The 14,552-nt window shown below is 51.2% G+C and carries 12 protein-coding genes; 7 read left to right on the top strand and 5 right to left on the bottom strand.

The features are described 5' to 3' along the window. Positions 1–24 precede the first annotated feature (24 nt). Positions 25–2,565, bottom strand: a complete 2,541-nt coding sequence (locus tag VPR01S_RS13355) for an Ig-like domain-containing protein (RefSeq protein ID WP_021705868.1) — start codon at positions 2,563–2,565, stop codon at positions 25–27. A 335-nt stretch (positions 2,566–2,900) separates the two neighbouring features. Between VPR01S_RS13355 and VPR01S_RS13350 the strand changes: the two genes are divergently transcribed. After that, positions 2,901–4,268: a sodium-dependent transporter gene (locus VPR01S_RS13350; protein WP_021705867.1), complete on the top strand. Its 1,368-nt coding sequence runs from the start codon at positions 2,901–2,903 to the stop codon at positions 4,266–4,268. A 53-nt stretch (positions 4,269–4,321) separates the two neighbouring features. On the opposite strand, the gene VPR01S_RS13345 is transcribed toward VPR01S_RS13350, so the two are convergent. The 4 genes from VPR01S_RS13345 to VPR01S_RS13330 all read right to left on the bottom strand — a co-directional run bounded on the left by VPR01S_RS13345 (position 4,322) and on the right by VPR01S_RS13330 (position 8,611). After that, positions 4,322–5,395 (bottom strand): succinylglutamate desuccinylase/aspartoacylase family protein, encoded by a 1,074-nt coding sequence (locus VPR01S_RS13345; RefSeq protein ID WP_021705866.1) that lies wholly within the window; start codon positions 5,393–5,395, stop codon positions 4,322–4,324. Beyond that, positions 5,382–6,287, bottom strand: a complete 906-nt coding sequence (gene rimK, locus VPR01S_RS13340; protein ID WP_021705865.1) for a 30S ribosomal protein S6--L-glutamate ligase — start codon at positions 6,285–6,287, stop codon at positions 5,382–5,384. Before rimK ends, VPR01S_RS13345 begins: the two co-directional genes overlap by 14 nt. Further along, positions 6,284–6,727, bottom strand: a complete 444-nt coding sequence (locus VPR01S_RS13335) for an ATP-dependent zinc protease family protein (RefSeq protein WP_021705864.1) — start codon at positions 6,725–6,727, stop codon at positions 6,284–6,286. The genes rimK and VPR01S_RS13335 overlap by 4 nt, the downstream gene beginning before the upstream one ends. Positions 6,728–7,138: 411 nt before the next feature. Next, positions 7,139–8,611: an aminoacyl-histidine dipeptidase gene (locus VPR01S_RS13330; protein ID WP_021705863.1), complete on the bottom strand. Its 1,473-nt coding sequence runs from the start codon at positions 8,609–8,611 to the stop codon at positions 7,139–7,141. A gap of 473 nt (positions 8,612–9,084) precedes the next feature. Between VPR01S_RS13330 and vcdP the strand changes: the two genes are divergently transcribed. The 6 genes from vcdP (at position 9,085) to proB (ending at position 14,533) form a co-directional block, all read left to right on the top strand. After that, positions 9,085–9,171 (top strand): small protein VcdP, encoded by an 87-nt coding sequence (gene vcdP, locus VPR01S_RS23280; protein ID WP_481708174.1) that lies wholly within the window; start codon positions 9,085–9,087, stop codon positions 9,169–9,171. 478 nt (positions 9,172–9,649) lie between these two features. Then, entirely contained in the window at positions 9,650–10,939 is a 1,290-nt protein-coding gene (locus tag VPR01S_RS13325) for an NCS2 family permease (RefSeq protein WP_021705862.1), read from the top strand. 34 nt (positions 10,940–10,973) lie between these two features. Beyond that, complete coding sequence (gpt, locus tag VPR01S_RS13320; RefSeq protein WP_021705861.1) at positions 10,974–11,438, top strand: xanthine phosphoribosyltransferase; 465 nt, start codon at positions 10,974–10,976, stop codon at positions 11,436–11,438. A 95-nt stretch (positions 11,439–11,533) separates the two neighbouring features. After that, positions 11,534–12,781 (top strand): esterase FrsA, encoded by a 1,248-nt coding sequence (gene frsA, locus VPR01S_RS13315; RefSeq protein WP_021705860.1) that lies wholly within the window; start codon positions 11,534–11,536, stop codon positions 12,779–12,781. 102 nt (positions 12,782–12,883) lie between these two features. Then, positions 12,884–13,270 carry a sigma factor-binding protein Crl gene (gene crl, locus VPR01S_RS13310; RefSeq protein WP_021705859.1) on the top strand — a complete coding sequence of 129 codons (387 nt, stop codon included), beginning with the start codon at positions 12,884–12,886 and terminating at the stop codon, positions 13,268–13,270. A gap of 123 nt (positions 13,271–13,393) precedes the next feature. After that, entirely contained in the window at positions 13,394–14,533 is a 1,140-nt protein-coding gene (gene proB, locus VPR01S_RS13305) for a glutamate 5-kinase (protein ID WP_021705858.1), read from the top strand. The last annotated feature ends 19 nt before the right edge of the window (positions 14,534–14,552 follow it).

The raw sequence follows: 14,552 nt of genomic DNA, 5'->3' as shown, positions 1-14,552 counted from the left end.
CGCTCTTTTTCTTTGTCGAGCGTGTTACTGCGCGTTATTCATCTGCGTCAATTTGTCTCCGACGGGCCCGGAGAAATTGTAACCGTCATGGTGATCCCAGTTGATCGACCAGGTCATGACACCAGCGTAATTCGGGTAGTTGAATGCCGGTGTGAGCGTATCGCACTGGGTGCCTTTTGTCAGGCAGTCGAGCGCATCCAGAATGTTCTGAGTCGGGGCTTGACCCGAGTTCGCAGAGCTTGGACCGGATGGTAAGCCTATGGCGACCTGATCATCACGCAGTGGAGCAAAGAAGCTACCGTCTGCCAGCTCAAAGCCTTCGATCAGCATTTTTGATTGTGCCACCATCATATCGACCGATCCTTCCGGCACACTGCCCGCCATATACGGATTGGGCAAGCCGCCATTGTTGTACAACTGAACATGCAGCAAATCGAGCGTATCACGAACTTGATCGATCACCGGAATGTATGCGCCCCAGATGCCACTGTAAGCGACAAAGCCGCCCTGAACATATGGGTGCTCTGGCGCCATCGTCAGGTACATATCACCACCGATGTTCTGCTCAATCTGCAACAGCGCACGACCCAGTCGGGCCTGAATCTGAGAGCCATGAACCAGATTTGAGCCACTTTCCAGATCCACGTCCAGACCATCAAACCCCCACTCCTGAATAATCTGAGTCAGGCTGCTGACAAAATGCGCTTCATCTTCATCGGTATTGAGCGTAATGGTACCTTCCGCTCCCCCGAGTGACAGGACAAACTTTTTGCCTTTAGCCTGAAGCGCGGCCATCTGCTGCTTGAACTGAGCAGGATTGAGCGCCGGACAGCTGCTGTGGATATCTCCTGAGTACAAGTTAAAGTGGACCGTGCCGGTGCTGTTGCGATCATTTTCGGCGAAGGCGATGTCGATAACATCCCAGGCATCCGACATGTCAGCCAAAGGCATAGGGCAGCCAGCTCCGTTAACGAAGTTATGCCAGTAACCGATCAGTTTGTGTTTTTTCTCGACTTGCGTCACCACTTTGACCGACGCCGCGTCGGACAAACTGTGCTGCCCGCTGTTGTCGATCGCTTCGGCGGCAATGGTGTAGTCGCCGACAGCGCCCGGTGTCCAGCTGTACTGATACGGCGCACTGGTGTCGGTGCCTACGACAGCGCCGTTGACGACAAAGTCCACCTGACGGATGCTGCCTGTCAGTGATGTGGCATCGGCACTTAAGGTGGTGGCTTTACCTAACGCCAGGTTCTGGCCGGAAGCGGGAGAGGTCAGCGCGACCACTAAATCCTGATCGCTGACGGTCACTGTGACGCTGCTTTCTGCGCGGTTACCTTCATTGTCGGTCGCCACTGCTTTGAGCGTGTTGGAGCCTAATGTTGTCGCCGACCAGCCGGTACGATAAGGCGGCTGAGCCAGACTACCCAATGACTGGCTGTTGGCAAAAAACTCGACCTTGCTAATGCTGCCGTCACTGTCGCTGGCGTCAGCATTGAGCGTGACGTTGCTGCCGGCGAGAAAAACCTGACCTTGGGCCGGGCTGGTTAATGTCACGCTCGGCGGCGCGGAGCAGGCGCCTTGAGCACTCCAGGCTTCTTGCCAGTATTCACCTTTGCCCGGTTCATACGCCCACGCAGAAGACGATGAGCACCAGCCAGCAATGTCACAGCGGTATTTTTGATTGCTGTTCTGTACCAGTTCACCGGCAGAGTAACTGGTGCCTGCGCTGTATAGCGGCAGACCGGCGCAGCCACCGTTTCCGGCACCGGCGATGGTGAGGTTGACACTTTTGCTGCTGGTGGATTGTTGATCATTGTCCGTCACACGGGCGCTGAAGGTGTGTTCTCCCGCCTGAGCTGCCCAGTGGTATTGGTATGGTGATGAGGTCACGGTCGCAACGGGCGCGCCATCGATCAGGAACGTGACATCAATGATGCTGCCGTCACTGTCACTGGCCTCGGCACTGAGAGTCAGTGAGCTGCCTTCGTTGACGGATTCGCTGCCGCTAGGGCTGGTCAGTGAGATTGTCGGCGGGATCAGGTCTCCAGACGGCGTCACTTGGATGGTGGTGCTTTGCGTCGTTGTGGCACCCTGATTGTCAGTAGCGACAATTGTCACCTGTTGAGCGCCCAGGGTGGCTGTCCAGCTCGTCTGATACGGCGCTTGAGTGACGGTGGCGACGGTCTGACCGTCAATTTGAAAATCGACATGACTGATACTGCCGTCGCTGTCTTCGGCACTGGCTTTCAGCGTGATAGTACTGCCTTGTGGAATTTGCGCGTTGTTGACCGGGGAGATGAGCGACACTTGCGGTGCCTGATTATCACTCTGATCACATGGCCCCAGAGCTTGCCACTCCTGCCAGTCACCAGAGTGGGCCAGCGGATCATCCCCGGCAGTCCAGTAGTTGGCGCGAAACGCCTGAGCGGCTCTCTGTACTTCGTCGCCCGATGTATAAGTGCTTTGTGAGTCCCATTCCGCCAACGGATCGCACTGGTAGGCCAGCGCAGGGGCGCTGAGCCCAATCGCTGTCAGGATAGCCGTCCTGAGTAGAGGTGAACGCATCATTTTCTCCTTATCTGTTTCGAGGTTCAAGACCTTTAACTAATAAGTCAGAAAGCGACCGTGTCATTGTAATACTATGATAAATTTATAAATTCTCGCCTGATCTCACGAGTGTTGTCTGTTTGATATGCAAGTTGCAGTGCGGCTTCGGCGCACTTCACGAAATCATATTGATGGCTGATACCCGGGGTATCAGCTCTGTGTATTGATAATTTTACAGTTTGAGAACAAAGCAATTGCCCAGAGTCCGGTCAAATGCTGAGCAATGAGCTTGTGAACGAAGCGTGAGTACCATATTGTACTAGTCAGCTAGTTTATTGGTACATGTGAGTAGTATGGCACCTCAACAATCTTCTTCCGCTCCGCGTGAACATTTTGGTTCGCGGATGGGCTTTATTCTTGCAGCGGCGGGTGCGGCTGTCGGGCTTGGTAATATCTGGGGGTTTCCCACGCAGGCCGCCAGCAATGGTGGTGGCGCCTTTCTGCTGGTGTACCTGGTTCTGATCCTCATTGTGGCGTTTCCGATGCTGGTCGTTGAGATGGCAATAGGCCGCTCTGGCCAGGCGAACCCGGTCGACAGCATGCGTTCGCTGACGTCGAATCCGCTGGGTAAGAAGCTGGGGGGATTGGTCGGCTGGATTGGCCTCAGTGTTCCGAGCGCTGTGCTGGCGTTTTACAGTATCGTCGGTGGCTGGCTGATCTGTTTCATGTTGGGCGCGGTGACGGACATTCTGGGGCTGGACACCCTCACGGCTTGGTTGAAGGGCTTCAGTATTGAGCGCAACCTGTTTGGTACTATCACGTTTTATGTGCTGACGATACTGATTGTTCAGGGCGGAGTGAAGCAAGGCATTGAGAAATGGTCCACACGCCTGATGCCGGCTCTGTTTGTCCTGTTTGCGGTTCTGTTTGTCTACATCATGACCCAAAGCGGCGCAATGGAAGGTCTGCAGCATTATCTGCTGCCTGACTTTAACAAGATCTGGGACCGGAAGCTGATTCTGGCTGCCATGGGACAAGGATTTTTTTCGTTGACCATCGGCGGTTGTTCGATGCTGATTTATGGTTCTTATCTGAGTAAAAAAGAGAACTTGCCTAAGATGGCCATGAACGTCACTCTGGTGGACACTGCAGTGGCATTTATTGCCGGATTGGTGGTGATGCCTGCGATGTTTGTTGCGATGAACAAAGGTGTGCAGATCTATGCTGAAGATGGCTCACTGCTCAGTTCAGACACCTTGGTTTTCACGGTGTTGCCGCTGATGTTCGACAGTTTGGGCTTGCTGGGACAAGTTTTCTCTGTGGTGTTTTTTGTGTTACTGATGATAGCCGCGTTGACCTCATCCATTTCGATGCTGGAGTGTCCGGTCGCGTTGGTCAGTGAACGCTTTAATACCAAGCGCAGCGCCACCAGTTGGGTACTTGGGGGATTGATTGCCTTGTTCAGTACGGTGATCGTGTATCACTTTGCAGAGCTGTTCGGCCTAGTAGCGACCGTTGCCACGCAATACCTGCAGCCGATGGCCGCGTTGCTTTTCTGTTTATTTGGTGGTTGGGTCTGGAGCCGCAATGCTAAGGTCAAGGAACTGGAGCAGGGCTATCCGGAGTTTACGCAGGGCTGGTTTGGTAAGTTGTGGCCCGTGTACGTGAAATTCGTTTGTCCATTGCTGGTGGCGACGGTTATCTGGGCTTCGTTTGGTTAATACTGCGATTACGCCCCCAAAAAAGCCCGCACGAGATTGCGGGCTTTTTTAGCTTAAGAGGCCGAGTTGGGCGGCGTCATTTGACCGGTGGTCAAAGGCTCAGCATCGAGCTCCACCACTTCACCGATAAACTCACCCACGGCTTGTTCGACTTCTTCGTCGTCTTCTGTGAAATACGCCAGGTGGAAAATCGCGTCTCCTTCATTGACCAGAGGCAAGGTTTGCTGACCGATGACCACACCGCCTTTATTGGCTTTCAGGACGATTTCATCATGCCCCAGCGGCGCACTGATGTAAGCCAGGATCTGACCACGTTCAACCCGTTCGCCTAAGGTGACCAGTGTACGCAAAATGCCGTCGCTTTCGGCCCGCAACCAACTGGTTGACTTAGCAATCACCGGGGTGGGCAGCTTTTTACGGCTTGCTCTGAGCATGCCGATGGTCTGCATGACCCGCTGAATACCAATGAAACCGGCATTAATGCAGATCGGTTCAAAACGCAGCGCTTCGCCTGCTTCATAAGTCAGCACCGGGATGCCTTGCAGTTCGGCTTCACTACGCAACGAGCCGTTACGCAGTGGTGCATCGACAATCACCGGTGTGGCGAACGCCTTGGCGATACGCATGGTCTCCGGGTTGCTCAGGTCGGCACGGATCTGCGGCAGGTTAGTGCGGTGGATCGCGCCGGTATGCAGGTCAATGATGTAATCACAGCGCTCAGCCACCTGAGAATAAAACGTATGCGCCATACGTGAGGCCAATGAGCCTTTGTTGCTGCCCGGAAAGCAGCGGTTGAGATCGCGGCGGTCCGGCAGATAACGTGACTTATGGATGAAACCAAACACATTCACGATCGGCACGGCGATGAGCGTGCCTTTCAGTTTGGTGGCGTCAATGGTGTTGATCAACTGACGTACGATTTCTACGCCATTGAGTTCGTCGCCATGTATGGCGGCATTGACCATCAGGACCGGGCCGCTAAAACGGCCATTGATCACTTCTACCGGTATGGACAATGGGGAGTGGGTATACAGCTTGGCCGCTTCCAGTTCGAACGCTTTGCGTTCGCCCGGAAGAATGGTTTCGCCTTGAAATTCAAATACGTTATTGCGCTTAGCCTTTGCCACGAGTTCTTGTCCTTCTGCTTGCCGCATTTTTCTCGATGAACTCAACAATCATACCGGCGATGTCTTTTCCGGTGGCTTTTTCGATACCTTCGAGACCCGGTGAAGAGTTCACTTCCATGACCAGTGGCCCGCGTTCAGAACGAAGCAGATCGACACCAGCCACATTCAGCCCCATGATCTTCGCAGCTTCGACTGCAGTGCGTCGTTCAGTTGGCGTAATTTTGACCAGCGATGCGCTGCCGCCACGGTGCAGATTCGAGCGGAACTCGCCCTCTGCGCCTTGACGTTTCATCGCTGCAATCACTTTATCACCAAGCACAAAGCAGCGTATATCGGCACCGCCCGCTTCTTTGATGTATTCCTGCACCATAATGTTGGCTTTCAGGCCCAAAAAGGCTTCGACCACACTCTCGGCCGCTTTACGGGTTTCCGCCAGTACCACGCCGATGCCTTGCGTACCTTCCAGCAGTTTGATCACGACAGGCGCACCGCCGACCATGTCGAGCAAGTCTTTAACGTCATCCGGTTTACTGGCAAAGCCAGTGATTGGCATGCCAATCCCTTTGCGTGACAGCAACTGCATTGAGCGCAGTTTGTCTCGGGAACGCGTGATGGCAACCGATTCGTTTACCGGGTAAACGCCCATCATTTCAAACTGACGCAATACGGCTGCGCCATAGAAGGTTACCGAGGCACCAATACGAGGAATGATCGCGTTGAAACCGGACAACTCTTCCCCTTTAAAGTGGATCTCCGGTTTGTCCGAATTGATATTCATGTAACAACGCAACGCGTCGATGACCTTAACTTCGTGCCCTCGTTCTTTACAGGCCTCGATCAGGCGTCGGGTTGAGTAAAGGCGAGCATTACGTGACAGAATACCAATTTTCATTGTGGTAGCTCCTCAAATGGGATTAAAAACGATTGTACCGGATCAACAATGATACGATTGTGCATGGCGGTACGGCCCAGCAACATGCGAAACGCCATGTTTTCACGGTTAGTCAGAGTAATTTCGATTGGCCAGGTTTCTCCGCCCAGGCTCATGACGGTTTGAATAACGTAGCGCTTTTCTTCATGTCCGCCGGAGTCGCGTACCACGCGCTCGTCGATGACTTTGGCTTCGCAAATCACCTCTTCGTGCGCGTCGTGCTGTTTCGGATGAAGCCAGAAGCGCACCCACGTGGTGTTGTCCTGAATAAAGCTTTCGACTTTAAATGCGTGCAAGCAAGATGTTCTGGCGCCAGTATCAATTTTGGCGTTAATTTGATTAATACCAAGCTCCGGCAGGCTGAGCGTTTCACGCCAACCAACGAGTAGTTTTTCTTTCATCGCAGTAACAATCATTGTCAGAGAGAATTTCAGATATCATCCGGGATGGAGACATCCACGACATTACACGGGGTAATCGCTTGAAGAGGACAAGATGGTTTGTCCATAGGCGCTTCAAGGGGGCGGACTGTAACAACCAGTTACAGCTGTGACTAACGAAAATAAGTGACCGTTACGATAAAAAATATTTATCCTGTCAGCGGTCGGGTGCGGCGTGTGAATATCGACGGAATACACCATATTTATCAGTTTGCTATAACACATAACATATTGTATCAAGTATGGTTTTACGCAAAGCTGCCGTTAAAGTTATTTACTTCAAACTATAGTCTAGGTGGGCGCGATTACAACCTGATTGGATGGGAGTTTGTGAGAAAAAAGCCGGCAGAGAGCCGGCTCTCTATTAGGGGATTAGGCTTTTTCCGGAATGTTTTCCAACAGCGCCACCATTTGTTCCCAGTACAGGGCTACGGTGTCGATCTTGACTTTTTCGTCCGGTGAGTGTGGAAACTTGATGGTTGGCCCGAATGACACCATGTCCATGTTCGGATACGGCTCTTTGAACAAACCACATTCCAGGCCGGCATGAATCACCATAATGTTCGGTTTGTGGCCGTAGATGCCTTCGTACATGTCGCGGAAAATTGCCATGATTTGTGAGTCAGCATCTGGTTTCCAACCTGGGTAGGCGCCAGAAAAAACTATTTCAGCCCCAGCCAGCTCAGCAACTGAAGACAACATGCTTTCAACCTGATTGCGTCCTGAATCAATCAGCGAGCGAACCAGACACAGCACACTGATGCTGCTGGCCTGTGTAGTCACGACGCCGACATTCAAAGAGGTTTCCACTACCCCTTCGATCTCATCACTCATGCGGATCACCCCATTCGGGTAAGCATTGAGCGCGGCAATAATGCGTTGCTGATCTTGGCGGGACAGAGCCGTCTGATCGGTGGTGACGGGAACATTAAAAGTAACAATGCCGGTTTCAATTTTACCCAGCTCGGTTTGTATCAGGGCTGTGTAGTGATCGAACAGCTTAGCCAGTCGACTTTCGTTATCTGCCGGCACGGCGATGGTCACGAAAGCTTCACGGGGAATGGCATTGCGTAAACTACCACCACGAAATTCGATCAGGCGCAGGTCCAGCTCTTGGGCGTGGCCGGCCAGAAAACGTGCCAGCAGTTTATTGGCGTTTCCGCGACCAGTATGAATGTCGCAACCTGAGTGACCACCTTTTAATCCCTTAAGGGTCAACTGACGGGTGGTGTAACCGGCGGGCAGTGCTTCGCGTTCAATCGTAAACGTCATTTCACCGTCAATACCGCCAGCGCAGCCCATGTACACTTCGCCTTCCTGCTCGGAATCGGTATTGAGCAGTATTTCCCCTTCCAGCCAACCGGCTTCGAGACCAAATGCTCCGGTCATACCGGCTTCTTCATCGATGGTCAGTAAGACTTCCAGCGGACCGTGCTTAAGATCCTTGGCAGCCAGTACTGCGAGACAGGATGCCATACCAATGCCGTTGTCAGCCCCTAACGTGGTGCCTTTGGCGGTGACCCATTCGCCATCAATGTAGGGTTGAATCGAATCCTGAGCAAAATCATGTTCCGTGTCTTCGTTCTTCTGCGGCACCATATCGATGTGTGCCTGCAAAATCACACCCTTTCGATTTTCCATGCCCGCGGTCGCTGGTTTCTTAATAAACACATTGCCCGTTGGGTCGCGACGTACGTCCAGGCCCTGGTTGGTTGCCCAATCAACAATGTATTGCGCCAGCGTTTCTTCATGTTTGGAAGGGTGAGGAATAGAACAGATCTTATCGAAAAACTGCCAAAGCGGGGCAGGTGACAAGTTACTGATTTCAGAATGGAATTCAGACACGGATGACTCCTTAAGGTGTGAATGTCCAGATCTTATGTTGGATAAGGCTCGATACGACAGAGCAAATCACTGGATCTGGTGAGCGAGACTGAGGCGACAGCATACCACTGTCTTTAAATAGCGAGTAGTCACTCAAGCCAGGAAATCGCTCGCGGTGGTCACATTTCTGGCGTTCATTATTACTGACATCATAATGTCATATGCTTTTGGTTTAGTAAGGTTTGGTAACTTGTTTCTTTAATAAGCTGACAATTATGTAATTTAATTACAATAATTTATTAATCTTGGTCATTTGGTGATTTTTTTGTGACTGGAGTCACTTTTGTTCTTGTAATTAAATTTCTTGGTGGTATATTTGTAACCAGCTTCTGAGATGAAGAGTAAATGCTCAAAGGATGAGTCCGATTTATCGCCTCCAGGGAACCGAGAAATCAACGCATTGTTTTTTATATTGATTTTAGAAGGTGATAGTTATGAAAGGTTTACCATCTGCAGCGTTCTGGCTAAACAACTCTGTTTACACTGGCAACTTTGCATACCCAACAAGCTTTGGTTATTAAGATCTCACGCTTGTGACTCGAACAGTTTGTTCACCCCTATATTGGAATATCTTTACAGCTGATTAGCTGACATGATTCAACCGCCACTCAATTTGAGTGGCGTTTTTTTATCCTGCTAACAGCCCATCGATAGAGCTTTAATACTAACGCTGGGTTTCCATTTGTGCACAAATCCCTCCTGACGTATTCGTGATACTTCATATATTAACTGCGGAAATTGTCGCTGTTTATCCATATAAGATTGAGAAAGTGTTGAAAAATACACCAATTAGTTTGCCTTAGACGCTTTTTGTTAGTTTATGATTTTTAAATGTTTTGTCGATTTGCAATCCATTACCTGACGTTTCTGACACATCAAATCCCCGAAAAATATCGCCTTGAGCCATAACTCCGTCTGGAATTTAATATTTGATAACTTTATAATCTTCGGCCAATCGATTACGCAACCGTTTACTTTTGACCTAAATAGGATTTGATCATGCTCGAGAAGCTATTCAAGCTCAGTGAGAACGGCACTTCAGTCAAAACTGAGATCATTGCGGGGATGACGACTTTCCTCACAATGGCTTACATTATTTTTGTCAACCCTAGTATTTTGACAGCCACTGGGATGGATCATGGCGCGGTGTTTGTTGCCACGTGTCTGGCAGCGGCCATTGGCTGTTTTATCATGGGCTTTGTCGCTAATTACCCGATCGCCCAGGCCCCAGGCATGGGCCTGAATGCGTTTTTCACCTATTCAGTAGTGCTGGGGATGGGATACACCTGGCAGGTGGCTTTAGCCGCGGTCTTTATGTCGGGCGTGCTGTTTATCTTATTGAGCCTGTTTCGTATCCGTGAGTGGATCATCAACTCGATTCCTTTGTCATTGCGTACCGGGATCTCAGCAGGTATCGGTCTGTTCTTGGCATTCATTGCTCTGAAGAATGCCGGGATCGTGGTGGATAACCCGGCAACGCTGGTTTCGCTGGGGGAAATTACCTCACTGCATGCGGTACTGGGCGCGATAGGCTTCTTCCTGACGATTGCTCTGGTTCATCGTGGCATTAAAGGCGCGGTGATGATTGCCATTCTGGCGGTGACCGGTTTAGGGCTGGTATTCGGTGATGTGCAATGGGGCGGGGTAATGTCGACTCCTCCGAGCATTGCGCCAACATTTATGCAGTTGGATTTCTCGTCAGTATTTGAAGTGGGCATGATCTCTGTAGTGTTTGCATTTCTGTTTGTCGATCTGTTTGATACGGCGGGGACACTCGTCGGGGTCGCGACCAAAGCGGAACTGATTGGCAAAGATGGCAAAATTCCACGGTTGAACAAAGCGTTGCTGGCCGATTCAACGGCGACCTCTGTGGGCGCTCTGCTCGGGACTTCCAACACCACATCGTACATCGAAAGTGTGTCTGGGGTAGCGGCTGGTGGTCGCACCGGTCTGACCGCGGTTGTCGTTGGCATTTTGTTCCTTCTTGCATTATTCTTCTCGCCATTAGCCGGGATGATCCCAGCTTACGCAACCTCAGGTGCGCTGTTCTATGTCGCGATCCTGATGTTGTCTGGCCTGGTTGGCATTGACTGGCGGGATCTGACAGAAGCGGCCCCTGTGGTGGTGACCTGCCTGCTGATGCCACTGACATTTTCTATCGCTGAAGGTATCTCAATGGGTTTTATCGCTTACGCGGCGATCAAACTGTTCAGCGGTAAAGGACGCGATGTCTCCCTCAGCGTCTGGGTCATGGCAGCGATTTTCATCATCAAATATGTCGTGGCTTAACGAATTCAATTAAAAAGTTATTAGGTTTTCTACAATGAGCAAAAAATTCATTATCACTTGGGACCAGATGCACACACATTGCCGTGAGCTGGCTGAAAAACAAATGCCGGCAGAGCAATGGAAAGGGATCTGGGCAGTCAGCCGTGGTGGTCTGGTTCCGGGGGCGATCCTGGCGCGCGAACTGGGCATCCGCCACGTCGATACGATCTGTATCTCCAGCTACGATCACGATCATCAACGTGACATGAGTGTTCTGAAAGCACCGGAAGGTGACGGTGAAGGCTATCTGATTGTGGAAGATCTGGTCGACAGCGGCGACACTGCTCGCAAGCTGCGTGAAATGTACCCGAAAGCGAAATTGATTGCAGTGTGCGCTAAGCCATCCGGTGCAGCACTGCTGGATGATTATGTTGTTGATATTGCTCAAGACACCTGGATTGAACAGCCGTGGGATATGGCGATTCAATACATTGAGCCGATCAACCGTAAACAGAAGTAAGCACGGTTAAAAAATAATATTTTGAAAAATGACCCTTTAATGGGTCATTTTTTTTATTACTATAACCTGAACAGAAGCAATAACCGGAAGATGTCATGTCAGAACCAACCAGCAAGAACCTCTCAGAAACGCTTTTTGTCAAACACAAACAAGCCAAAGAGACATCAGCACTGACGCAATATATGCCGAGCAGTCAGGTGGCGCTGGAGGAAAAGCAGCAGCAGGAGCAGCATTCCTGGTATCGCAACTTGCGCCGGCTGCAATGGGTCTGGCAGGGCATTGATCCAATAGAGATGGAAAGCGTGCTGGCGCGCATCGCGTCTTCCAAACATTCGCGTACCCGGGATGAATGGCTGGATACGGTGATGGGCTACCACGGCGGGAACTGGACGTATGAGTGGACCCGGCTTGGTATGCTGTATCAGAAAAGGGCCAACGATATGCAGGGTGAGAAAGCCGCTGATGAGCTGTTCTCGGCTTCGTTGTGCTTTAGCATCGCCGGTTATCCGCATCTGAAAAATGACAACCTGGCGTTGCAGGCGCAGGTGCTGGCCAACAGCGCTTATAACGATGCAGCGAAGAAAACTAAGTACGTCATCAAGCAGATTGAAGTACCGTATAAAAATAAACGCATCATCGCTAATCTGCACCTATCGAACACCGAAAAGCCACAACCTGTGGTGATGGTCAGCGCCGGGCTGGACAGTTTACAGACCGACATGTGGCGTCTGTTTCGGGATCATTTTGCCAAGCGGGATATCGCGATGTTGACGGTCGATATGCCCTCCATCGGGCACAGCAGCCACTGGCCGTTGAGTGAAGATTCCTCCTGCCTCCATCAGGCCGTCTTAAATGAGTTACCTAAACTGCCTTGGGTCGATCATCGCCGCGTCGGACTCATTGGCTTCCGGTTTGGCGGCAATGCCATGGTGCGTCTGTCGTTTCTCGAACAAGAGAAAATCAAAGCGTGTGTCTCGCTGGGGGCACCGATTCACGATGTGTTGTCGTCACCGAATAAACTGAAAATGATGTCAAAAATGTATTTGGATGTGCTGGCTTCGCGCATGGGCAAATCGGCTGTCGACATCAACAGTCTGGCCGGCCAGATGATGGCTTGGTCGCTCAAAGTGCAAGGTTTTCTCTCCAGCCGAAAAACTAAGGTGCCGATTCTGGCGATGAGTATGGAGGGGGATCCTGTGTCTCCGCCATCGGACAACCAGTTGGTCGCGCTGTTTAGCGACTACGGTAAAGCGAAGAAAATCAGCAACAAGACAATTTCAAAAGGATATGAGCAATCCCTCGATTTGGCGATAAATTGGTTAGAGGATGAACTATTTAGATGACTTTCCAGCGGATTTAGTTAACAGTGAACTTATGGGTAGAAAATAACCATATGATTATTACCCAGTTTAAGGGCATTCTTAACATGAAAATGGAGAGTCACAATGTCAGAGAAGACAAGTCCTACTCATTATCGTTTGTTGACGGCACTGAAAGCAATTGGGCCTTATTTGCGCGAGGGACAATGCGCAGACGGCTTTTACCTGTTTGACTGTTTATCGGTCTGCGTGAATGACCAGAAATCCCCGGAAAAGCGCGAGTTTTGGGGCTGGTGGATGGAGTTAGAACAGGAAGAAAAAGGCTTTGCGGCCAAGTATCACATTGGACGTTATAACGTGGAAGGCGAGTGGGTAGTGACCGACCTGCCGCAACCGGCCATTCAAGATGTGAACAAAACTCAGGAAGAGTTTCACCTCAAGCTGGTTAACGCTCTGGATGACAAGTTTGGCCTCAGTGTCGAATTGCATGATGAATCGGTTGAATTCGTCTGATTTTCCCCATCTTCCCCTTCTGAAATACAAAAAGGTGCTTTTCTAGCACCTTTTCTGCTTGTTAATTCTGTGCTGGATTGCTAAAACAAAGCCTCTCGTACGTTTTTCATTTCAAAAGACATCATGACAACGAATCAACAAAGTGTAACCGCTCAGCAACCCAAAACGGTTGTCGTAAAACTTGGTACCAGTGTTCTGACTGGTGGCACGCTGGCGTTGGACAGAGCTCATATGGTAGAGCTGGTCCGTCAGTGTGCGGAGTTAAAAAAACAAGGCCACTCAGTGGTCATGGTATCGTCAGGTGCAATCGCAGCTGGCCGTGAGCATTTAGGTTACCCCGCACTGCCCAATTCGATGGCGAGCAAACAGTTGTTGGCGGCGGTGGGGCAGAGTCAGTTGATTCAGGTGTGGGAATCGTTGTTCGCCATTTACGGGCTGAAAATCGGTCAGATGCTGCTGACCCGCGCGGATCTGGAAGATCGGGAGCGTTTTCTCAATGCGCGCGACACTATCAATGCGCTGGTCGACAACGGCATTATTCCCGTGGTGAACGAAAACGACGCGGTGGCGACCAGTGAAATCAAAGTGGGTGACAACGACAACCTTTCAGCACTGGTCGGCATTCTCTGTGGTGCGGACAAACTGCTCCTGCTGACCGACCAGAAGGGCTTGTTTACGGCCGATCCGCGCAAAGATCCCGACGCTGAGCTGATCAAAGAAGTCAAAACCATCGACGCCACGCTGCGCAAAATTGCGGGCGGTTCCGGGACCACGCTGGGTACCGGCGGGATGGCGACCAAGCTGCAGGCGGCGGACATCGCGCGCCGCGCCGGGATTGAAGTCATCATTGCGGCCGGCAGCGCGCCAAACGTGATTTTTGACGCACTCAGTGATGAACCACACGGTACCCGTTTTCTGCCGTGCTCTGAGGCGCTGGAAAATCGTAAACGTTGGATCCTGGCCGGACCGGCGGCGGGCGGCGACATCTTTATCGATGACGGTGCGGTTAATGCCGTGGTCGGCAAGGGCAGCAGCCTGCTGGCCAAAGGGGTGGTAAAAGTCAGTGGTGAATTTGCTCGCGGCGAAGTGGCGCGCATTACCAATCGACACGGCGACTTGATCGCTCGGGGGATCACCAGCTACTCCAGTCGGGATCTGGCCAAAATTGCCGGTAAACACAGTAACGACATTCTTGCTATTCTGGGCTACGACTACGGCTCTGAAATCATTCACCGTGACGACATGGTAGTGATCACGGAATAACGCTTAAGAGGGAAAGCGC

Origin of the sequence: Vibrio proteolyticus NBRC 13287, assembly GCF_000467125.1 — a bacterium.
In the GTDB taxonomy this organism is placed as follows: Bacteria; Pseudomonadota; Gammaproteobacteria; order Enterobacterales; family Vibrionaceae; genus Vibrio; species Vibrio proteolyticus.
The sequence above is the reverse complement of the archived record's forward strand: the minus strand, read 5'-3'. Positions and strand labels throughout refer to the sequence as shown.

Bases quoted from the DNA above. Each gene is read 5' to 3' on its own strand.
- VPR01S_RS13350 (WP_021705867.1), top strand. From the start codon at position 2,901: ATGGCACCTCAACAATCTTCTTCCGCTCCGCGTGAACATTTTGGTTCG.
- gpt (WP_021705861.1), top strand. From the start codon at position 10,974: ATGAGCAAAAAATTCATTATCACTTGGGACCAGATGCACACACATTGC.
- VPR01S_RS13355 (WP_021705868.1), bottom strand. From the start codon at position 2,565: ATGCGTTCACCTCTACTCAGGACGGCTATCCTGACAGCGATTGGGCTC.
- VPR01S_RS13325 (WP_021705862.1), top strand. From the start codon at position 9,650: ATGCTCGAGAAGCTATTCAAGCTCAGTGAGAACGGCACTTCAGTCAAA.
- crl (WP_021705859.1), top strand. From the start codon at position 12,884: ATGTCAGAGAAGACAAGTCCTACTCATTATCGTTTGTTGACGGCACTG.
- proB (WP_021705858.1), top strand. From the start codon at position 13,394: ATGACAACGAATCAACAAAGTGTAACCGCTCAGCAACCCAAAACGGTT.
- rimK (WP_021705865.1), bottom strand. From the start codon at position 6,287: ATGAAAATTGGTATTCTGTCACGTAATGCTCGCCTTTACTCAACCCGA.
- frsA (WP_021705860.1), top strand. From the start codon at position 11,534: ATGTCAGAACCAACCAGCAAGAACCTCTCAGAAACGCTTTTTGTCAAA.
- VPR01S_RS13335 (WP_021705864.1), bottom strand. From the start codon at position 6,727: ATGAAAGAAAAACTACTCGTTGGTTGGCGTGAAACGCTCAGCCTGCCG.
- vcdP (WP_481708174.1), top strand. From the start codon at position 9,085: ATGAAAGGTTTACCATCTGCAGCGTTCTGGCTAAACAACTCTGTTTAC.